General features: G+C 45.7%; 24 protein-coding genes. All 24 read right to left on the bottom strand.

Annotation, left to right across the window (positions count from 1 at the left end):
- Positions 1 to 24: 24 nt before the first annotated feature.
- The 24 genes from NST40_RS29090 to glyA all read right to left on the bottom strand — a co-directional run bounded on the left by NST40_RS29090 (position 25) and on the right by glyA (position 21640).
- A complete protein-coding gene (locus tag NST40_RS29090; protein ID WP_076219973.1) occupies positions 25 to 1746 on the bottom strand; it encodes a phospho-sugar mutase in 1722 nt (573 codons plus the stop codon).
- A 42-nt stretch (positions 1747 to 1788) separates the two neighbouring features.
- Positions 1789 to 2211 carry a 3-hydroxyacyl-ACP dehydratase FabZ gene (gene fabZ, locus NST40_RS29095; RefSeq protein WP_036681536.1) on the bottom strand — a complete coding sequence of 141 codons (423 nt, stop codon included), beginning with the start codon at positions 2209 to 2211 and terminating at the stop codon, positions 1789 to 1791.
- A gap of 263 nt (positions 2212 to 2474) precedes the next feature.
- A complete protein-coding gene (locus NST40_RS29100; protein WP_036681538.1) occupies positions 2475 to 2699 on the bottom strand; it encodes a DNA-directed RNA polymerase subunit beta in 225 nt (74 codons plus the stop codon).
- 10 nt (positions 2700 to 2709) lie between these two features.
- Positions 2710 to 3531 (bottom strand): flagellar hook-basal body protein, encoded by an 822-nt coding sequence (locus tag NST40_RS29105; protein ID WP_076099680.1) that lies wholly within the window; start codon positions 3529 to 3531, stop codon positions 2710 to 2712.
- A 51-nt stretch (positions 3532 to 3582) separates the two neighbouring features.
- Entirely contained in the window at positions 3583 to 4461 is an 879-nt protein-coding gene (locus NST40_RS29110; RefSeq protein ID WP_038573634.1) for a flagellar hook-basal body protein, read from the bottom strand.
- Between the two features lie 47 nt (positions 4462 to 4508).
- Positions 4509 to 5507, bottom strand: a complete 999-nt coding sequence (locus NST40_RS29115; RefSeq protein ID WP_036681546.1) for a rod shape-determining protein — start codon at positions 5505 to 5507, stop codon at positions 4509 to 4511.
- A 129-nt stretch (positions 5508 to 5636) separates the two neighbouring features.
- Positions 5637 to 5924 carry a sporulation transcriptional regulator SpoIIID gene (spoIIID, locus tag NST40_RS29120; protein WP_036681548.1) on the bottom strand — a complete coding sequence of 96 codons (288 nt, stop codon included), beginning with the start codon at positions 5922 to 5924 and terminating at the stop codon, positions 5637 to 5639.
- A 272-nt stretch (positions 5925 to 6196) separates the two neighbouring features.
- Positions 6197 to 6940 (bottom strand): M23 family metallopeptidase, encoded by a 744-nt coding sequence (locus NST40_RS29125; RefSeq protein WP_341004064.1) that lies wholly within the window; start codon positions 6938 to 6940, stop codon positions 6197 to 6199.
- A gap of 61 nt (positions 6941 to 7001) precedes the next feature.
- Complete coding sequence (spoIID, locus tag NST40_RS29130) at positions 7002 to 8144, bottom strand: stage II sporulation protein D (protein WP_076276919.1); 1143 nt, start codon at positions 8142 to 8144, stop codon at positions 7002 to 7004.
- A 216-nt stretch (positions 8145 to 8360) separates the two neighbouring features.
- Positions 8361 to 9737: a UDP-N-acetylglucosamine 1-carboxyvinyltransferase gene (gene murA / locus NST40_RS29135; RefSeq protein ID WP_076123926.1), complete on the bottom strand. Its 1377-nt coding sequence runs from the start codon at positions 9735 to 9737 to the stop codon at positions 8361 to 8363.
- A gap of 199 nt (positions 9738 to 9936) precedes the next feature.
- Positions 9937 to 10194: a DUF1146 family protein gene (locus tag NST40_RS29140; protein ID WP_036681556.1), complete on the bottom strand. Its 258-nt coding sequence runs from the start codon at positions 10192 to 10194 to the stop codon at positions 9937 to 9939.
- A 195-nt stretch (positions 10195 to 10389) separates the two neighbouring features.
- Positions 10390 to 10806, bottom strand: a complete 417-nt coding sequence (locus tag NST40_RS29145; RefSeq protein WP_036681559.1) for a F0F1 ATP synthase subunit epsilon — start codon at positions 10804 to 10806, stop codon at positions 10390 to 10392.
- Between the two features lie 102 nt (positions 10807 to 10908).
- Positions 10909 to 12309: a F0F1 ATP synthase subunit beta gene (gene atpD, locus NST40_RS29150; protein ID WP_036681562.1), complete on the bottom strand. Its 1401-nt coding sequence runs from the start codon at positions 12307 to 12309 to the stop codon at positions 10909 to 10911.
- Positions 12310 to 12547: 238 nt separating this feature from the next.
- The gene (atpG, locus tag NST40_RS29155) at positions 12548 to 13417 is read right to left on the bottom strand and encodes an ATP synthase F1 subunit gamma (protein WP_036681564.1); all 870 of its coding nucleotides are present in this window, start codon (positions 13415 to 13417) and stop codon (positions 12548 to 12550) included.
- A 150-nt stretch (positions 13418 to 13567) separates the two neighbouring features.
- A complete protein-coding gene (atpA, locus tag NST40_RS29160) occupies positions 13568 to 15079 on the bottom strand; it encodes a F0F1 ATP synthase subunit alpha (RefSeq protein ID WP_036681566.1) in 1512 nt (503 codons plus the stop codon).
- 11 nt (positions 15080 to 15090) lie between these two features.
- Positions 15091 to 15642 carry a F0F1 ATP synthase subunit delta gene (locus NST40_RS29165; protein ID WP_076123928.1) on the bottom strand — a complete coding sequence of 184 codons (552 nt, stop codon included), beginning with the start codon at positions 15640 to 15642 and terminating at the stop codon, positions 15091 to 15093.
- Positions 15639 to 16127 carry a F0F1 ATP synthase subunit B gene (gene atpF, locus NST40_RS29170; protein ID WP_076123930.1) on the bottom strand — a complete coding sequence of 163 codons (489 nt, stop codon included), beginning with the start codon at positions 16125 to 16127 and terminating at the stop codon, positions 15639 to 15641. The genes NST40_RS29165 and atpF overlap by 4 nt, the downstream gene beginning before the upstream one ends.
- Before the next feature lie 97 nt (positions 16128 to 16224).
- Positions 16225 to 16437 (bottom strand): F0F1 ATP synthase subunit C, encoded by a 213-nt coding sequence (gene atpE / locus NST40_RS29175; protein ID WP_036681574.1) that lies wholly within the window; start codon positions 16435 to 16437, stop codon positions 16225 to 16227.
- Between the two features lie 105 nt (positions 16438 to 16542).
- A complete protein-coding gene (atpB, locus tag NST40_RS29180; RefSeq protein ID WP_036681575.1) occupies positions 16543 to 17310 on the bottom strand; it encodes a F0F1 ATP synthase subunit A in 768 nt (255 codons plus the stop codon).
- Positions 17311 to 17339: 29 nt separating this feature from the next.
- Entirely contained in the window at positions 17340 to 17717 is a 378-nt protein-coding gene (locus NST40_RS29185) for an ATP synthase subunit I (RefSeq protein ID WP_036681578.1), read from the bottom strand.
- Positions 17710 to 17943, bottom strand: coding sequence for an AtpZ/AtpI family protein (locus NST40_RS29190; protein WP_036681579.1), 234 nt, complete (start codon positions 17941 to 17943; stop codon positions 17710 to 17712). Before NST40_RS29190 ends, NST40_RS29185 begins: the two co-directional genes overlap by 8 nt.
- 178 nt (positions 17944 to 18121) lie before the next feature.
- On the bottom strand, positions 18122 to 19282 hold the full coding sequence (wecB, locus tag NST40_RS29195; protein ID WP_076123932.1) for a UDP-N-acetylglucosamine 2-epimerase (non-hydrolyzing): 1161 nt from the start codon (positions 19280 to 19282) through the stop codon (positions 18122 to 18124).
- 58 nt (positions 19283 to 19340) lie between these two features.
- Entirely contained in the window at positions 19341 to 19970 is a 630-nt protein-coding gene (gene upp / locus NST40_RS29200; RefSeq protein WP_036681583.1) for a uracil phosphoribosyltransferase, read from the bottom strand.
- Between the two features lie 422 nt (positions 19971 to 20392).
- Positions 20393 to 21640: a serine hydroxymethyltransferase gene (gene glyA / locus NST40_RS29205; RefSeq protein WP_038573642.1), complete on the bottom strand. Its 1248-nt coding sequence runs from the start codon at positions 21638 to 21640 to the stop codon at positions 20393 to 20395.
- Positions 21641 to 21674 lie beyond the last annotated feature (34 nt).

Raw genomic sequence — 21674 nt, forward strand, 5'->3', positions numbered from 1 at the left:
AATATAGAAAGCACTCTATATTTATTATTGTCCCCCGTCAACGCGAGCCATAACCTGTTTCGACAGTGCAGCAACCTTATCCTTAGCATTCTGCAGGGAGTCACCCACTACTGCAAAATAAACCTTAATCTTAGGTTCTGTGCCGGAAGGGCGCAGGCAGAACCAAGATCCGTCAGCCAGCAAATACTTCAGTACATTTTCCTTCGGCAGTCCATTTAAGCCCAGGGAATAATCCTGAATTTCTGTTACGGCAGATCCAGCAATTTCTTGTGGTGCATTAGAACGCCAATCATTCATGATTCCTTGAATTTGCGCAACGCCATCTTTGCCTTTCAGCGTACGGGACTCCAAGCTTTCCAAGAAGTATCCGAACTGCTTGTACAATTCCTGAAGAACATCATATAATGTTTTGCCTTGAGCTTTATAATAAGCACCTGCTTCAGCGATAAGCATAGCAGCAAGAACAGCATCCTTATCGCGAGCATAATTGCCTGCAAGATAACCATAGCTTTCTTCATATCCGAAAAGATATGTGTATTCTCCGGATTGTTCGAACTGGGTCATCTTTTCTCCAATATATTTGAAGCCAGTCAGCGTATTAAATACAGTTGCACCATAATGAGAAGCTACAGCAGCCCCCATTTCACTAGTAACGATAGTCTTTACAACCGCACCATTGCTAGGCAGCTTTCCTTGTTCCTGCAAACGACTCAAATAGTAATGAATCATCAGTGCTCCGGATTGATTACCGGACAGAACAACAAATTTACCTTCATTGTCGCGAACTACCGCACCCATACGGTCTGCATCAGGATCTGTACCAATCAAAAGGTCAGCATTCAACTCTTCGCCCAGCTTCATAGCCAGCGTAAAAGCTTCACGCTCCTCCGGGTTCGGCGATTTCACTGTAGAGAATTCAGAATCCGGCTGTTCTTGCTCAGGTACAACATGTACCTGGGTGAACCCGATTTTCTCAAGTACACGGCGGACTGGCAAATTACCTGTACCATGCAGCGGAGTGTATACGATTTTGAAGTCTTTTCCAAGCGTAGAGGCAATCTCTTCACTTGCAAGACTGACCGCAGCAACAGTATCGGTAAACGCTTCGTCATCCTTCTCTCCTAGCCAGTGCAACAGCCCTTGAGCTTCAGCTTCTTCTTGCGAAATCCGCTTTACACCATCAAAAGTGTCAACCTCTAGTATGTAAGAAATGACCTTTTCGGCTTCGTGTGGTACAAGCTGTCCGCCTTCCGAATTATAGACCTTATAACCATTGTATTCAGGAGGGTTATGGCTCGCGGTGATTACAATACCACCCGTTGCTTTCAAATAACGCACGCTGAATGACAGCTGTGGTGTTGATCGAAGGGAGGTAAACAAATGCGCCTCGATGCCATTAGCAGCCAGTACAAGAGCAGCCTCAAGTGTGAATTCAGGCGAGAAGCGACGAGAGTCATGCGCGATAACAACCGAAGGTCTGCCTTCTCCAGTATGCTTTTCTAGAATATAATTAGCGAAGCCTTGTGTAGCTCTGCCAACAGTATAACGATTGATACGATTGCTGCCCGCACCAATAACCCCACGCAAGCCGCCTGTACCAAACTCTAAGTCTCTGTAAAAACGCTCTTCAAGCTCCTGTGGCTCATTCTCCAGAGCGCGAAGCTCTGCCTTTGTAGCCTCGTCAACAGAAGGGTCCTGCAACCAGCGGGATAATGTGTCTGCCGCTTTCGCACTTAATTGAGTCATATGAATCTCTCCTTTAGATATATTTATAGAAAAATAAAATATTTAGCTCAGAGCAAACATAATTTCTCCAGAGGCTACAACCTTACCTTCAACGGAAGCAGTAGCTTGTCCTTTTCCGATGCTGCCCTTAAGGCGGGTGATCTCTACTTCAAGAGTAAGTGTATCGCCCGGTACTACTTGACCGCGGAAACGGAATCCGTCCAGCCCAGCTAAAAAACCGATTCGGCCGCGATTAGCCTCTACTCCCAGGATAGCAACCGCACCCACTTGTGCAAGGGCTTCTGTAATCAGTACACCCGGCATTACCGGATAGCCCGGAAAGTGACCTACAAAGAACGGTTCATTGATCGTTACATTTTTGATTCCTACAGCTTTTTTGCCCATTTCAATCTCGATAATTTTGTCCACCAGCAGAAATGGAGGCCGATGGGGGATGATTTCTTGAATTTGGTTGATATCCAGCATTATGACAAAACTCCTTTCGGATGTTGCACATTTTCTTTTATTCTTTGCCGAAATGCATAAAATTAGGCAGGTTCGGTAAAAACTATATTTATCCTTCACCAACTGCAGAAGTGGAGGTTGAGATAAGGGGCTTTCTCCACCGGATGCGGCAGCATGGCGGAGAGGGCCCTTTTTGCTGCCCGAGGCCCCCCACCATTATACATTTTTCAGCATAAAAAAGAAAACTCCCTTGTATAACAAGGGAGTGGTTAAATCATCTTCATTTATGGAGCAAAAACCAAATCATATACATGTCTCCACGTGCTCCACTGCAGAGCATCGCTTAACTCTTTCTTACCCAGGACAACGTAACCGACGGCCAGGCCGCCTCCAAGTGCAGCTACGAGAAGCAAGGGAATAAGAACCCATTGTATCATGGTCCATTTGGAGATCCCTCGTGGAGAGGGTTCTTTCTTCTCTTCCGATTTAACTTTTTCCTGTCGATCCATTCCTTCACCTCTACGCGCGCATGTTATTGGCTAGACCAAACATCTGATCACTGGACGAAAGTGCCCGAGCTACGAGTTGATACGTGCGTTGAATCTGCATCATTTCTGTCATTTCTGAGGTCATATCGACATTCGACTGCTCTAGCCATCCTGAGCGCACTCCAATTCCAGATGCCTCGCCTGCCGCTCTTTGTACAAAAGCCTGCTGTGCTGTAACTCCATCTGCAAGCATATAGAAATTCCCGTCGACAGCCTTTAAGGCATTCTGTGTCTTAGGTTCTACTATCATTATAGTACCCGCTACCTGAACAGGTCCATTCTCTGTCTTTTTCGTTAACACACGACCGGATTCATCGATAGCAGCATTCACACCTACAGGAACCGTTAGAGGTTTGCCCTCTGTATTTAAAACAGAGTTTCCAGTGTTATCAACCAATACCATCTTTTTAGCATCAGTCGTATCAGGAATAAAGTGAAAATCACCCTGACGTGTGTACGCCGTAGTACCATTGACCTGAACACCAAAAAGCCCGTTGCCCTGAATGGCTAAGTCGGTCGGACTCCCTGTTTCTTTAAGGGGTCCCTCTTCCCAATTCGTTGAGATCGAAGGCACATAAGTCCCAAAACCCATATTAAAGCCTAGAGGTGTAGAACGGCCCGGTTGGTCATAATCATCTGATTGCTGTTGTACACGAGTCAGCACGTCCTCAAAAGAGCCCTGCTTGCTCTTATAACCATTGGTATCCATGTTGGCTAGATTATCCGCTATAATATCAAGCCGCTGCTGAAGGCTCGACATGGAGACTGCTGCACTAATCGTTGAGTTGTTCATAGATCAAACCTCCTATAAGCTCTACCTGTAAAGCTCATTCCTAAGCACTGCCTATACCCTGCCAACTTCACTTACAGCCTTCTGCAAGCTGCCATCATAATATTGAACAATCTTCTGGTTCGCTTCATAAGCCCGATAGGCGGCATTCAAATCCACAGTAACCTGAGTAGGATCTACATTGGAGCTTTCCAGGTAACCTTGGCGTACTTGCATGTTATCTGTTCCGTTAGAGAAACGGATATCTGCCGCCTCTACATCATCAGCGTGAAATACACCATTACCGTCACGTACAAGCTCCTGTGGCTTTGTTACTACACTCACACCAAGCTTGGTCCCTGTCGGAAGTCCTGTTACTGGATTAAGCAAATTACCCTGCCCGTCCACTTTAAGGGTGTCCTGATTTCCTGTCAAGACAAGGGGCTTGCCTGTGGAATCAAGAACCTTGAAGCCACCACTGCTCAGTACCTCTCCTGTAGCCGCGTTTATTGAGAAGCTCCCATTTCGCGTATACAGATTATTCCCTTCAGCATCCTGTACAGTAAAGAAGGCCTGTGGACGATAAACAACCTCACCCTCAGGGCTTACATATTTGCCTGAACCATCAAAGGAGATATTTTGACCTGTCACAGGATCAGCTACTTGCAAATCCGTAGATAAAGCAAAATCCATGGTCTTGCCGCTCTCCCTTAAATCACCCTGTAAATATTGGGATATCGATTGTTCTGCAAAAACCCCAGTGTTAAGGCGCCCCACTGGCTTTGTATTGCCATTACTCATAGCAGAGATCAATACATCCGGAAAAGCATGATTGACACTGTCAACCTGCTTGTACCCCGTTGTATTCAAGTTAGCGATGTTCTGTGTTGCCGTATCATGTCTACGCTGCTGTGTAACCATACCTGCAGCGGCTGTATATAATCCTCTTATCATGAAGGTAGTCCCCTTCCGAATCTTTTGCTACCTTTTATATCGGCTGCTTAGAACTTTTTCTTAACGACCTTGTCCAAATTATCTAGCATTATTCCGGTTCCCTTAACTACACAATGCATCGGGTCTTCCGCTATCCACACCGGAACATGTAATTCTTCTGAGAGGAGCTCGTCCAATCCATTAAGTAAAGCGCCACCACCAGTTAGAACAACACCCCGGTCAATAATATCTGCTGATAGCTCAGGCGGTGTACGTTCCAGAACGGACTTAGCAGCTGCCACAATAGAAGAAACCGGATCCCATAGTGCTTCTTTTACCTCGCCTGAAGTAATAGTGAGCGTCTGAGGGAGTCCACTTACCATATCACGACCACGAATATCCATTTCAGCCTGCATCAGGCCTGGACGCACGGTGCCAATTGTAACCTTAATATCCTCTGCCGTACGTTCACCGATTAACAGCTTATACTTTTGTTTAATATATCTTAAAATGGCCTCATCGAACTTGTCTCCTGCGACTTTAATCGAAGAAGCGGTAACGACGTCGCCCATAGAAAGTACGGCTACATCCGTCGTTCCGCCACCGATATCGACGACCATGTTCCCACTAGGCTGATAAATATCCATTCCCGCTCCGATTGCAGCGGCTTTTGGCTCTTCCTCCATAAAAACTTCCTTAGCCCCGCTCCGCTCTGCCGCTTCCCGTATGGACTTCTGTTCCACAGATGTAATATTTGTAGGGGCGCAAATCAGAATACGGGGCCGTGCGTACCAGGACCGGCCGCCAACGCGGTCGATAAAATACTTGAGCATCATTTCTGTGATTTCAAAATCTGCAATGACACCATCCCGTAGAGGACGGATTGTTATAATATTTCCAGGTGTACGTCCAACCATGCGACGTGCCTGTTCTCCCACCGCAAGGACTCTCTTCGTATCACTTTCAAGTGTGACCACGGAAGGTTCATCCAGAACGACTCCCCTTCCTTTAACATGTATGAGCACATTGGCCGTGCCGAGGTCGATTCCGATATCCTTGCTAAACATAATGAAAGAGCCCCCAAAGTGTTATTTTAATTGAAAAAACAGCAGTTAGTACTAAATTTAAAAATACCATACTTTAGGGGAAGTACACAATGTATTAAAGCTGAATATTTCCTTAAATTTCCGAAAATCTCATGGCTTTGATGCTACAGCAACCTCACGTTTTTTCCCCGTCGATTTTTTATATTTGATTTTTGTGGCTTCTCCCCCCCGAAGATGTCGGATGGACTTGTGATATTCGAGAATGTGCTTCACCTGATCGGCCAGATCAGGGTTGATCTCTGGCAGACGCTCAGTTAAATCTTTATGCACCGTGCTCTTTGAAACGCCAAATTCCTTGGCTATGGTCCGGACCGTATGCCTGGTTTCCACGATGCAGCGTCCGATTTTGATCGTACGTTCCTTGATGTAATCGTGCACGCTCCCGCCTCCCAACTGTGGATAGTTTGGTACATTATATGAGGGGCGGGCTTATATATTCGCGCTTTCAAGACATGACAAGCTATGGAGGGCTCATTTTATTTAATGGACAACCTAATAACCCGTGTTATTAGCATGATGAAAAGCCGTCGTTCTCCCTTTAGGTCAACAACCGTTTCCCGCGTAAACAAAAGGCTCATCACAAACACAACCTTAAAAATCCTTATATACACAAAAAAATAGGGGGCTTTCGCCCCCTGCTATAGAAATTTTTATCGCTGTGGCAGTAAATCCGATGGATTGACTACTTTGCCATCTTCGTACACTTCAAAGTGTACATGATTTCCAAGGTCCTTTTCGATCTCACTGCGACCAGCTGTGGCAAGAGTATCTCCTTGCTTCACTACATCGCCTTGTTTAACTTTTGTTTCACCAAGACTTTGGTATACAGTCTTCAAATTACCTTGATGGGTAATTTCAATCACTTTACCTAATACCGCAACATCTTCCACTCTGGTCACTTCACCGCTGAGCGCTGCTTTAACATCGAACGTATTGTTGTCTTCACGGGCAATATCGATTCCGACATTAGGAATAAATTTGTCGTTATATTGCACCATAGCGGCAACGTGATTGTCCTCTGTACCATTCTCATCATAATACGGCTTAACTACTTCTACTTCACCTGGATTAGCTACTGGCCAAGTCATACTTTCCGTTGAAGCAACAACTTCAAGTGCATCTGGACCACCGGTTGTTGTACCAGCTTCGTTAGCGGAAGTTCCTACTTGATGCGAAGTGGCGGCAGTGTCCTGGTTGAGCGGCTTCTGGCCGGCATCCTGATAGACCCACACCAAGGTTAGTATAATTGCCGCTGCCGCCGTGTAGACTGCTGGGAATACCCAACGTTTAGATACCAGTCTGTTCCATGAAGAAGGTTTTGCGCCAGGTAAATCTCCCTGAGTTTTTTTGAGAGATTCATCTTGGTTTGTTTTGTTTTTGTCTTGTTCATTCATATGGTTATCACCTCAGTAACCAGTGTTACCGGGGTTTTCTCTTTTATACGTATCTTTCAAGTTATTTTTTCAGAAGAGTTGAGATTTGTGTAAATGAGATACCACTATAATAGTGTTTGAGAATTTGGGTAGCAGTTCCACCCTCTTTAGCCATACCATTTGCCCCCCACTGGCTCATCCCTACTCCATGCCCATTTCCGAAGGTCGTGATTAAGATCTTATTCCCCTTACGACTCCAACTGAATTGGCTGGATCGTAGGCCCAGCTTCTCTCTCACTTCACGTCCAGTAAATATAGAGCCTCCAATTGAGACCTCTTTAATCCGATGTCCAGTGGTAAGAGACAACACTTCCATAGGTAATCTCGAAGATGATGAAATCTTCGTTGTAGTTCCTGAATTGGTAGTTTCTTTGGAGGCTGGAATGACTTTATCGTTCAGACCCAATCTAGTAAGTATTTCAGCAACAGTAAAGGTGTTAGTCACTGCATAGTTTGGGGTAATCTCTTTCTCCCAAGGACTCGTCACGCTGCGCAGATAGGGAATCGCTGCATTCCAATACTCTTCTGAGTTCTCAGTATATCCTCCACTGGAGGCGAAAAAGGAGGCCGTTATCGGCTGCCCTTTATAAGTCATGATCACTCCGCGCGTCTCAAGGACCGCGCGCTGCAGCTTTGCAAGGTCGGCGCTTCTTCCGCCGAGCTTCCATTGCCGTTCCAGCGTGTCCTTAGATATGTAAGCCTGATGGCTTACCGTATCGGTTACATCCGCCTCCGGAACGGGTACGCCGCTTCTGTCGCCAGCCACCAGGCGGCGCATGATAAAGGTGCGGGCCGCTACGGCCTGCGCTTTGAGCGCTTCAAGCTCAAAGTCGGCCGGCATCTCGGCCGCAAGCACGCCGCGGACGTAGTCCTCCAGCGGCAATGTCTCTATTTGTCCGCTGTGCGACAAATAGACAGAGACGTTCGGCTGCGGCGCTTCCTGCGCAGCCGTCTCCGGCGCCGCCGGAGGGGCCGTGACCGCCGGCACGGCCACAGGCGCCGGTTGTCCCCGGTGTAGTGGGACAACCGCCAGCGGAATCAGCAGCGCCGCCAGGAAAGGCGCTGCGAGCCAGGCGACGGGGATGAGTCGCCTGCGCCGGGGAGCAAGGGGACGCGAGTGCCAGCGCGTTGTCTTGTTTCTTCGCAAGTAGCGGAAATCTTTCATCTCTATGGCTCCTTCCGTGAATCACTGGTGATTCTTATAGATATGAATTTGCAGCAACTGCTAGAACACAATTTGAGAGAAAGAGAGTTCCTGTCCTCAATCTATTACTAGACCACAGGCTATTAAATTGCATACAAAAAAATCCCCATCAAATGAGGATTCCATAAAAAAAGACCAAGCTGCAAACTGCAGCCTGGTCTCTCCTAATGATTGATATTATACCCAAGTTGGTTGAACCTGAAAGCGTGGTTTAACCTCTTCGTTTTTAGTCGATTCACTCTTGGATACTTCCGGTTTAAGAACTTCATCCTTCACGGTTTGCGCTGAAGTGTCTTCCATGGAGATGCGCCAAATTTCCGCACCCAGTCCGGACAGTTTCTCAGCCAAATGAACATACCCGCGGTCAATATGATGAGTTCCGCTTACTTCAGTAGTGCCTTCAGCAACCAGACCTGCCAAAATAAGCGCAGCTCCCGCACGCAGATCCGTAGCACAAACCTTAGCTCCGACCAATTGTGCATTACCTGTAACGATCGCCGAGCGACCTTCGATTTTAATCTCAGCGTTCATGTTGTGGAATTCATCCACATGCATAAACCGGTTCTCAAATACAGTTTCTGTAACGACACTGGTACCTTCAGAACGCAGCAATAATGCCATCATTTGCGACTGCATATCCGTAGGAAAACCTGGATACGGCAAAGTCTTCAAATCAACAGCTTTGAGAGGCTTGTCACTGATTACACGAATACCGTTCTCGTCAGGAATAATGGTTACACCCATTTCTTCCATCTTAGCAATAACAGGACCTAAGTGATCAGCAATTGCGCCTTCCACATATACATCGCCACCGGTAATTGCTGCAGCCGCCATGTACGTACCTGCTTCGATACGGTCAGGGATTACATGATGTTTGACCCCATGCAGACGTTCTACCCCTTCAATACGGATAACGCCTGTTCCCGCACCGCGTACGATTGCGCCCATACCATTCAAGTAATTGGCCAGGTCGACAATCTCAGGCTCCTTAGCCGCATTCTCGATAACGGTCACGCCTTCGGCTAGTGTAGCTGCCATCATTATATTTTCGGTCGCACCTACGCTTGCTACATCCAAATACACTTTGGCACCGCGCAGGCGTCCGTTGCTTTTCGCTTCAATGTAGCCCTGGCCGAGACTAATCTCCGCACCCAGTGCTTCAAACCCTTTCAAATGCTGATCAATCGGTCGTGTACCAATGGCACAGCCGCCTGGCAGGGAAATTCTTGTCTGACCAAGTCTAGATAACAGTGGGCCCATGACTAAAAAAGACGCCCGCATTTTTCGAACCCATTCATAAGGTGCTTCACAGGATGTGATATTTGTAGCATCCACTTGGATAATATCGTTCTGATATGTAACCCCTGCACCCAGAGATTCCAGCATTTTTGATATCGTCATCACATCATCAAGCGGAGGTGCGTCTACAATGACGCTTACTCCTTCTTCTGCCAATAGAGAGGCGGCTATGATCGGTAATACGGAATTTTTTGCGCCGCTAACTTTCACGCTCCCGGTCAATCTGTTGCCACCGCGGACGATAAATTTGCTCATTTTCGGTTTCCCTCCGCGTCCATTATTTCTTAAATTATTTTTTTAGATTAAAGTAATTGCAAAAAAGTTCTCTACTCCATCAATACGCCCATTTACTCGGGCATGTTCCTTAAAGTTCAGTGTTGACATAATAAAACCTTATTATTCGACACCTTTTGACCACTGCGACCTAAGACACTTATAACCAAACTACATCCCCTTAAAACATATATCGGATCATCCCACTCCAGCTCAGGTAATCCAGGAAGAACCCCGCTACAAAACGACCAAGTACAATGGCCAACAGCAAGTGCAGCAGCCTTCCCTGAGGACTCTTGGGATATCTTATGACCAAATCGAGCTTAAGGTTCTGCAATGCCCACCAAGATAATACAACACTGAGCAAAGATACAATCATTGAGACCATACTGCTGGTTCCAACTGCGCTAGACAACCCACCCGACAATATATCCTCCATGCTAACCCTCCGTGTTCGTATTACTCGGAAATCGACTCTTATATCATACTTGTGAAGGGCAAAAGAATCCAGTACTTTTACAAATTTTTAAACAATTCAACGCCATTATCCAAAATAATGAAGAAATTTTAACCTTTTTTCAATAGATTACTATAATAAAAAGCAGTCAAACCCTAAGGCTTGACTGCTTTTATCCTACTGTTGTCCTTTTCCAGTGGACACTTTAATCCGTGTAACAGCGCGTTGCAGCGCCAATTCCGCACGGCGGTGATCGATATCATCTTGTTTGCTCCGAGTCTGGAGACGGCGTTGAGCCCGTTCTCTAGCCGCTTCGGCGCGCTCAACATCGATATCTGTCGGCAGCTCGGCACTTTCAGCCAGCACGGTTACTTTGTCCTTATGCACTTCAACGAACCCGCCATGAACAGCGATGGAGATCGTAACACCGTCCGATTTGACGGATAACGGAGCAACCTGAAGTGGAGTCACAAGCGGAATGTGTCCCGGCAAAATACCCAACTCGCCTTCGACCCCTCTTACAATCAAGCTATTCACTTGCTTGGAGTAAACGAGATGCTCCGGCGTGACAATTTCCAACAAAAAGGTATTCACTTCCATTCCTCCTTAAAGCTTTACATTGTAAAGCTCGCTTCGAAAGCATGCACTAAGCTTTACGAAGTAAAGCTTGCATCGAAAGCATTAGCTAAGCTCAGGTTACATCGATTTCGCTTTTTCTACTGCTTCTTCAATCGTACCTACAAATAGGAAAGCTGCTTCTGGAAGATCATCATGCTTACCATCCAGGATTTCCTTAAAGCTGCGTACAGTTTCTTTGATTGGTACATATTTACCCTTAAAGCCAGTGAACTGTTCAGCCACGTGGAATGGCTGCGACAGGAAGCGTTCAACTTTACGAGCACGAGCTACGATAACCTTATCATCCTCACTCAATTCATCCATACCCAAGATGGCAATGATGTCTTGAAGCTCGGTATAACGTTGCAGCAATTGTTTAACACCTTGTGCCACGTTGTAATGTTCTTCACCAACAATTTCTGGAGCGAGCAAACGCGAGCTGGAAGCCAGTGGGTCAACCGCTGGGAAAATCCCCTTCTCGGAAATTTTACGCTCAAGGTTAGTTGTTGCATCCAAGTGAGCAAACGCTGTAGCCGGAGCAGGGTCAGTGTAGTCATCCGCCGGTACGTAGATTGCTTGAATCGATGTAACTGAACCTTTTTTAGTCGATGTGATACGCTCTTGCAGCTGGCCCATTTCAGTAGCCAGAGTCGGCTGATAACCAACCGCAGATGGCATACGGCCGAGAAGAGCGGATACTTCGGAACCCGCTTGGGTAAAGCGGAATATATTATCGATAAAGAGCAGCGTATCGCGGCCTTCCACATCACGGAAATATTCCGCCATGGTCAAACCGGTCAAAGCTACACGAAGACGTGCACCTGGAGGCTCGTTCATTTGTCCGAAGACCATTGCTGTCTTCTTAATAACGCCGGAATCCGTCATTTCGTGATAAAGGTCATTACCTTCACGAGTACGTTCACCGACACCTGCGAATACGGAAATACCACCGTGCTCTTGGGCAATGTTATTAATCAATTCCTGGATTGTTACTGTTTTACCTACGCCGGCACCGCCGAAGAGGCCGACTTTACCACCCTTAGCATAAGGTGCGAGCAAGTCGATAACTTTAATACCTGTTTCCAAGATTTCCGCTTGTGTTGACAATTCATCAAATGTTGGTGCGAGACGGTGAATCGGGTTCTTTTTCTCAGCAAGAACTTCACCAGCGTTATCAATTGGATTGCCAAGTACGTTAAATACACGGCCTAATGTCGCTTCCCCTACAGGAACCGAGATTGGACCTCCTTGATCGATTGCATCCAGTCCACGAACCAGACCATCAGTAGAAGACATCGCGATACAACGTACCAGATTGTCTCCCAAGTGATTGGAAACCTCAAGTGTTAGGTTAAGCTGACGACCATTGTCCAAGACGGTTTCAATTTTGATAGCGTTGAAAATCTCGGGCAACTGGCCGCGTTCAAATTCAATATCGACAACCGGACCCATAATGCTTACAACGCGTCCTTTGTTCATCTTCTTTTCCCTCCTCGAAAGCTGTTACATCAAGAAGAAACGACGTTGTCGTCATATAAAGATGACAACCGTTTCTCGTAGAAATATAAGCATTTTGTATAGTGTAAAACCATACTTTCTTATATTTTAAGAAGAACTTACAGTGCCGTTCTTAAGGAGCTATGCACCCTAAGCAAGCGACACTGTTTCTCGTAAAACACAAGACAAGTTAAGCACTTAGTTTAACTTTCCTTGTATTTTAAGACTGCGCGTTCGCTCCGGCCACGATCTCGGTAATTTCCTGCGTAATTGCCGCCTGACGGGCACGGTTGTACGTAAGGGTAAGTTCTCCGATCATTTTCGACGCGTTCTTCGTTGCACTGCCCATAGCTGTCATTTTCGCACCCAGCTCACTGGCCTTGCCATCCAGAATAGCGCTATAAATCAAAGTTTCAGCGTACTTTGGAAGCAATACTTCTAGCACGCCTTCCGGTGAAGGTTCATATTCGTAGTTTGCAGAAGCTTCATGATGCTCTTGATTCCCTACTCCATCCATAGGCAACAGTCGCTCAACGGTCGGGATCTGGGTGATAGCATTGACGAATTGATTGTAACAAACATACAACTCATCATACGTACCATCTACAAACTGCTGTACTGCCGAATTCGCGATAGACTTGATGTCAGCAAACTTCGGCGCATCCGATAGCTCAGTAACTTCCTGTACAATCGGATATTCACGGCGACGTAGAAAGTCACGGCCCTTACGACCAATAACAAACAATGCGTACTCATCTTTGGACTTATGCTTCTCCGCGATGAGCATCGTCACCTTACGCAAAATATTAGCGTTGTAACCACCTGCAAGCCCTCTATCAGAGGTAACGATTAGATAACCAGTCTTCTTCACAGGGCGGCTAACCAGCATAGGGTGTTGAACACCTTCTGTGCCAGCCGCAATGCTCGATACAACCTCTTTTAGCTTCTCAGCATAAGGACGGGCGGCAATTGCCTTCTCCTGAGCTTTTCTCAGCTTGGATGCGGCTACCATTTCCATCGCTTTTGTGATCTGTCTTGTGTTTTGAACACTCTTAATTTGACGTTTAATATCACGCATGCTTCTTGCCATGATTTCACCACCTTAGAGCTTTGACGGAGTCAAAGCTAACTTCGTAAGCATTCTCTTAACTTTGACGAAGTCAAAGCTACTTCATAAGCACAGCCTGAGCTTCGGCAGAGCCAAAGCTCACTTAGTAAAATCCGTTAAAGTCTATCTATATTAGCTAGTAGCGAAACCTCTTTTAAAGGTATCAATCGCTGCTTTAAGAGCGGCTTCGTTATCAGCTGTCAAATCTTTTGTATCCCTGATGGATTGAGCTACATCAGCTGCACTGCTATCCATGTAAGCAAGGAATTCCTTTTCAAAACGTTTTACGTCTTTAACTGGAATATCATCCAAATATCCTTTTACAGCTGTGTACAAGCTAAGCACTTGATGCTCAACAGACAACGGCTGATTCACACCTTGTTTCAGAACTTCCATCATACGTGCCCCGCGATTCAGACGGGCAAGTGTAGATTTATCAAGATCTGAGCCGAACTGTGAGAAGGCTTGAAGTTCGCGATATTGGGCAAGATCCAGACGGAGCGAGCCGGCTACCTTCTTCATTGCTTTGATTTGAGCGGAGCCCCCTACACGGGAAACGGAGATACCGACGTTGATCGCCGGACGTTGACCAGAGTAGAACAGATCGGATTCAAGGAAGATTTGACCATCTGTAATCGAGATTACGTTCGTAGGAATGTAAGCTGATACGTCAGATGCCTGTGTTTCGATAAATGGAAGTGCGGTTAATGAACCACCACCGAGCTCATCACTAAGCTTAGCTGCACGCTCCAAAAGACGGGAGTGCAAGTAGAATACGTCACCCGGGAATGCTTCACGACCCGGTGGACGACGAAGCAGCAAGGACAATTCGCGATAAGCTGAAGCTTGTTTCGAAAGGTCATCGTAAATGATCAGTACGTGCTCGCCCTTGTACATGAAGTATTCGCCCATTGCGCAACCTGCGTATGGAGCAATATACAACAATGGGGACGGCTCGGAAGCCGATGCAGTTACAACGATTGTATATTCCAAAGCGCCATGACGGCGAAGTGTTTCTACAACCTGTGCTACTGTGGATTGCTTTTGACCAATGGCAACATAAATACATTTCATGCCGTTGCCTTTTTGGTTGATAATCGCGTCAATTGCGATTGCAGTCTTACCTGTTTGACGGTCACCAATGATAAGTTCGCGTTGTCCACGACCGATTGGTACCATCGCATCAATGGCTTTAAGACCTGTTTGCATCGGTTCATGTACCGATTTACGATCGATAACACCTGGTGCATTATTTTCTACAGGACGGAATTCAGTTGTAGCAATTGGGCCTTTGCCGTCAAGCGGCATACCAAGTGCGTTAACTACACGACCGAGCAGAGCTTCACCAACAGGAACTTGCATAATTTGTCCTGTACGTTTTACTTGATCGCCTTCACGAATTTCCTTGTACTCACCCAGAATAACAACACCGACGTTGCTTTCTTCCAGATTGAGCGCCATGCCCACTACTCCGTTGGAGAACTCTAGCAATTCGCCAGCCATTGCGTTTTCCAGACCGTAGACACGGGCGATACCGTCGCCGACTTGAATGACGGTGCCGACTTCGGCAACTTCGATATCGGCTTTATATTCCTCAATTTGACTTTTGATCAAAGTGCTGATCTCTTCAGGTCTGATGCCCAATATCCTCACCCCTATCTTCTATGCTTATCATTAAAGGATTTCTCGAGACGCTCCAATTTGTTAGACAGACTGCCGTCATACAGCGTATCGCCGATATAAACTTTCAGTCCTCCCAACAGGCTTGGGTCCACCACATTCGTAATCCGGATTTTACGGTTTACGAGTTGGCCGAATTCTGCAGCTACAGCTGCTTTTTCTTCTTCACTTAAAGAATAAACAGAGTATACCTTAGCATCACCAATGCCAAGAGCGTCTCCTTCAATCTTGATATACGTATCCAGCAGATCGGCAAAAATATCGGTTCTGCCTCGCTCTACTAACAATTCTACAATGTTCATCACGATGGGAGAGAGCTTATCTTGAAGCGCTGTGCGCAGCACTTTCAGCTTGTCGGACTCCGAGATGCGCGGTGCAAGAATAAACCGCTTTATCTCTTGGTCGGAATGTAATAATCCAACCACTGCCTTGAGCTCTTCTTCTACTTCAAGGGTAATCCCTTTCTCTACCGCTGCACTGTACAATGCTCTAGCGTAGCGCTTGGCAACTACCGTATCGCGGCTCATGATTGGCCTCCTACCTCTTTGAGGTATTGGTTCACAAGTTGCTCCTGCTCGCCGTTAGCACTAACTTCTTTCTTAAGAAGTTTAGAAGCAATACGAACAGATGCCGTTCCAATTTCGCTGCGCAACTCTTCCACTGCTTTGTTCTTTTCGTTCTCGATATCACGCACGGCCTCTTCTTTGACACGTGCTGCATCTGCTTTGGCTTGTGCCAAAGTTTGTTCTACCTGTAGATTGCTTGTGATTTGCGATTGTTGAATAATCTGTTGAGCTTCCTGGCGTGCACTGTTCAGCGCTTGCTTCTGCTCTTCCACATACGCGACCGCTTGTTCTCTAGTCTTCGCAGCTTCGTCCATTTGCTGCATTACCAGCTCACGGCGTTTCTCCATAACTGCAAAAAGTTTGCTGAACGCATACTTGCTAAGCAAGAAATATAAAATCCCAAAGGCGACAATTGAAAATACTATGTTTGTCCAAACAATATCCACTGAGGTCACTCCCTTCCGTTACCGCGTCATGCGGACGTATACAAAAGTAAGGCGCGGATGGCATCGGCCGTCCCCGCCAAACCGTAACTACGGTTTATTAAGTAAACATAATCAGGAATGCGATAACTGTTGCTGCCAACGGAATAACTTCGACGATACCTACACCAATAAACATTGTTGTTTGCAAAGCATTTTTCGCTTCTGGTTGACGAGCGATGGACTCAACTGTTCTACTAACGATCATACCGTTACCAAGACCTGCGCCAAGTGCACCCAATCCAACCGCTATTGCTGCTGCTAAAAATTCCATTTGTAAATATCCTCCTTTAATTTCGGTTCATATTTGTGTTTAATGATATAAGATATCTCCCACGAAGGAAAATCAGACGATAGCCGTTCTCTTCGCAGCAGTTCATTAATGTGCTTCTTCTTCGTGAATCGTCATCTGTGCGATATAAACCATCGTCAGAATCGTAAAGATAAATGCTTGTAGCGCCCCGACGAAAATACTGAAGCCCTGCCATACAGCCAGGAACGGAATACTGAGAATCCCCAGCTTCAAAATGACTGTAATTAGTACTTCTCCGGCGAAAATGTTAGCGAATAGACGAATAGCCAACGCTACAGGTTTTGCCAGGTTTTCGATAATGTTCAGTGGCAAAAAGATTGGAAACGGCTCGATGTAGTGTTTGAAATAATGTTTGCCGTTGAGCTTAATGCCCAGAAAGTTCATCAGTACAAATACTATGATTGCCAATCCTGCAGTGACATTAATGTCAGCAGTTGGCGACTTGTACCATAAAATTTCTGCATGCTCACCATTCGCCAAGTTCTTAGTTGCTTCAATCACGTGGCCAAACACTGTTACAGGCCCATGCGCCTCAGTTACAACGGAGAAAGGCAATCCAAGTAGATTGGAAACAAAGATAAACAGAATCAATGTCAACCCTAAAGATATGTAAGGTTTTCCTTTCTTCAGATCCATGGCACTGCTTATGACACCCTCTACAAATTCCACAACCCATTCCATGAAGTTCTGAAGCTTGGATGGATTTTCAACGGAAAGCTTACGAACCGAAAGCATAACCAGAACAAATACCACTGTACAACTGATCAGAAGCATCAACACGGCGGATAAATCTATCGGTATTCCCCCGACAAATATTTTCGGCATGTCATGCATAGTATCATCCCCCTTTCTCTTTAATCTGGTTAAAGCTTATTCTTCACACTCAGATATATCCCCGCAGGAATGGCGAGAAGCTGAGGAATGAATACGCCCGAAACAGTTGCTACCAGGGAGAAATGCTCAATCTTGACCGAGAACATGGTGACCAAAATTGCGAAGCTAATCCGTGTAACAAAACCGAGGCTGAAGGCATTCCCTTCGTTGCTCGCAATCGACTGCGTAACCCGTCGAACCTTGACGGCCAGATAACGAAAGTTTACCAATCCCGCCACCAGACCCAGAGTCATGCCCAGTGTAATTGCCCGGGTCTCATGATGAAGCACCCAGCCCATTAAGAGTCCTGCCATAAGGACGAGCGTAACTCTAGTGACGGTATTGATCATGGGAGTCATATTATCCATTCTGCTCCCCCAAAAATTTTTTAATTAACAAGGCGACATTCACAATTCCCAGAATCATTCCAGTTATAGTGCCAATGGCGAGCCAATATTTCGGCCCCTCCATCAGGTCTTTCAGCCATCTTGCCGCAAAAAAACCAATAAGAATGTAAGCGGCAAGCAAAGTGCCTGCACTTCCAATGACAAGCGCGGTCTGTAACAAGCTGTCCTTGCTATTTTGTTCTTTCATGGGCTACAATCCCAACTAATTTTACTGAATTTCCTGAGTCTTTGTCAATTCATTGAACATTGCCTAAAAACCCTTGAAAACATGAAAATAATCACAGCAAAACGTTCCAAAACCATATAAACCGTACAGTTTCACTGTATGTTGATTTTAATCAGATCAGATATTAGTTTAATTGAAATTATTTATTTTTTGTGAACATTCTGTGAAACTCTTCAGGACGTTCCTTATTAACACCAAAATGGTGCAAAATCGCATTGACAATCCGTTGGGAAGCCTTGCCATCTCCATACGGGTTGGCGGCCCGACTCATCGACTGATAGAGCTCATTATCAGTCAAAAGAGCATGTGTCCGTTGATACACCTTCTCCTCGTCCGTGCCCACAAGTTCCAGCGTTCCAGCCTCTATCCCTTCGGGACGCTCCGTTGTATCACGAAGCACAAGAACAGGCACTCCATAAGAAGGAGCTTCCTCTTGCAGACCGCCGGAATCGGTCAATATCAAGTGGGTATGCGGATAAAAATTATGCAGGTCCACGACATCCAGCGGATCAATCAGCTTAATTCTCGGATGTCCTCCCAGTATCTCATGCGCAGGTTCCTTAACGGCAGGACTCGGATGCACAGGATAAACAATGGCGACATCTTCGAATTCATCAGCGATTCTTTTAATAGCTCGGAAGATATTACGATGCGGTTCACCTTGAGATTCTCTGCGGTGAGCGGTCATCAAAATAAGTCTTTTTCCTGAAGCAAAATCCAAAACAGGATGCCGGTAATCCGGCTGTACGGTATATTGAAACACATCAGTTACGGTGTTGCCTGTGATATAAATACTTGATTCTTTTTTGTTCTCGTGTCTCAGATTGTTAGCTGACAAATCGGTTGGAGCGAAATGCAGATCAGCTAACACACCTGTGAGTTGACGGTTCATTTCTTCAGGATACGGAGACAATTTGTTCCATGTCCTAAGTCCTGCTTCTACGTGCCCAACCTGAATTTGCTGCAGGAAGGAAGCGTAACTAGCTAAAAACGTTGTTAAGGTGTCCCCATGCACCAGCACGAGGTCAGGTTTAACTTCTTTCAGTACAGGTTCCAAACCTTCAAGCACACGAATAGTAATCTCATTCAAGGTCTGACGGTCCTTCATCACGTCCAAATCGTAATCAGGGGTGATATTAAACACTTCCAACACTTGATCGAGCAGTTCTCTATGCTGTGCTGTTACACATACTATTGATTCGATATGCTCAGGATGCTTCTTCAGTTCAAGAACCAGAGGAGCCATCTTGATCGCCTCGGGGCGCACTCCGAAAATAGTCATTACTTTGATTTTGGACATAACCCCTACCCTCTCATCAAATATTCTCGCATTACTATACTTAATACTTAATTACTTATTACTTGGTTCCATAAAGACGGTCACCAGCATCACCAAGACCTGGCACGATGTAACCATGTTCATTCAAATGATCATCAAGCGCTGCTACATAAATATCAACATCCGGATGAGCTTCCTGAACTGCAGCAACACCTTCTGGCGCTGCAATCAAGTTCATCATTTTGATCTGTGTACAGCCACGGTTCTTCAGTGAGGTAATCGCAGCAATTGCGGATCCGCCTGTAGCAAGCATCGGATCAATTACTATCAATTCACGTTCCTGTACGTCCGTTGGAAGCTTGATATAATACTCCACTGGTTGAAGAGTGTCTGGATCACGGAAAAGCCCTACATGTCCTACTTTAGCCGCAGGTAGAAGCTTCAGTACACCTTCAAGCATACCTAAACCCGCACGAAGAATAGGAATAAGCCCCAGCATTCTTCCCGAAATCACTTTGCTTTCCGTCTCAGTGACCGGTGTTTGTACCGTAATGGTCTCTAGTGGAATATCACGTGTAATCTCATAAGCCATCAATGTGGCAACTTCGTCAACATGTTCTCTGAAATCCTTCGTGTTTGTTCTAACGTCGCGAATAAATGTTAGTTTGTGTTGAATTAAAGGATGATCGCAAATCACCAATTTTCCCATTTACTGTCCCTCCGGTAATTGTAAGTCTTGTCTATAGCCATAGAAAGCGCTTTGCTTCTCAGTGGCTAAATCCTGTCTATTATAGCACTCCCGCCGCTGCATTTCACCTCAGAATGGTACTTGAACTCACATTGAACATATTCCTTTGTATTTCCTTGTTTTTAAAGGTAATGATTGGCTTAATTAGGAAACCAATCACTTATAAAACCTAGATTATGTTGTGCAACTTTGGCTTTTTCATACTATTCACATTATTTTCACTAATTTTATTGAAAGTTCCATGAACTTTCATGATTAGTTTCATTCAATTTCATCTATTACCTACAGTGATATTTGTGAACAATATGCAACAAAAAAGCCTCCATCAAACCCGGAAGAGGGTATGGATGGAGGCAGAATCATTTCTTATTAGAAGCAAAGAATTAGTATTTCAACTCTGGATAAAGAGGGTATTGGTCAGTCAACTCAGCCACTTGACGCGCAGATTCTGCCAAGTTTGCCTCATCCTTCGGATTCTTTAGAACATTAGCAATGATACGTCCAATAGTGACCATCGCCTGCTCGTCCATACCACGGGATGTGACTGCAGGTGTACCAATACGAATACCGCTTGTTACGAAAGGACTTGTAGGATCAAATGGAATTGCGTTTTTATTCACAGTAATCCCGATGGAATCTAGTACTTTTTCCGCATCTTTTCCGGTAATGTTCAGATTACGGGTATCCAGCAGCATCAAGTGGTTATCTGTACCTCCGGATACAATGTTAACCCCTTCGCTGATCAACGTTTCTGCAAGAACATTAGCGTTCTTCACTACATTTTGAGCATAAGTCTTAAAGGATGGCTGCAATGCTTCACCAAATGCGACTGCTTTTGAAGCAATTACATGCATCAGAGGTCCACCTTGGGAACCAGGGAATACCGCTTTATCAATAGCAGCTGCCCATGGCTGTCTGCACATAATCATACCTCCGCGGGGACCGCGCAAAGTCTTATGCGTAGTAGTTGTAACGAAATGAGCATGAGGAACCGGGCTCGGATGAAGACCAGCAGCAACCAATCCTGCGATATGGGCCATATCTACCATAAATAGCGCACCCACATCATTGGCGATAGCGCCAAGTTTTTCGAAATCAATAATACGCGGATAGGCACTAGCACCAGCTACAATCATTTTTGGACGGTGTTTGAAGGCTGCTTTACGTACTTCATCATAATCAATTAGGAAAGTATCTTCTTGTACTCCATAAGCAACGAAGTTATAAAGCAATCCAGAAGCATTAACTGGGCTACCATGTGTCAAATGACCACCGTGCGCCAAATTCATTCCAAGAACGGTGTCGCCAGGCTTAAGTGCAGCCAGATAAACTGCCATATTTGCTTGAGCGCCGGAATGTGGTTGTACGTTGACATGATCCGCGCCAAACAATTCTTTTGCCCGATCACGAGCAAGGTTCTCAACGATATCTACATCTTCACAGCCGCCATAATAACGTTTGCCTGGATAACCTTCTGCATATTTGTTCGTAAGCACGGAGCCCATAGCTTCCATTACGGCTTCGCTAACGATATTCTCTGAGGCAATAAGCTCAATGTTGGCACGCTGACGTTTCAGTTCCAGTTCCATCGCTTCCAGTACTGCCGGGTCACTCTTACGCAATTGTTCCATGTTCTTATTTCCTCCCTAGTGTGTGTAGAAATGT

The organism is Paenibacillus sp. FSL R10-2778, from assembly GCF_038593035.1.
GTDB lineage: Bacteria > Bacillota > Bacilli > Paenibacillales > Paenibacillaceae > Paenibacillus_AQ > Paenibacillus_AQ odorifer.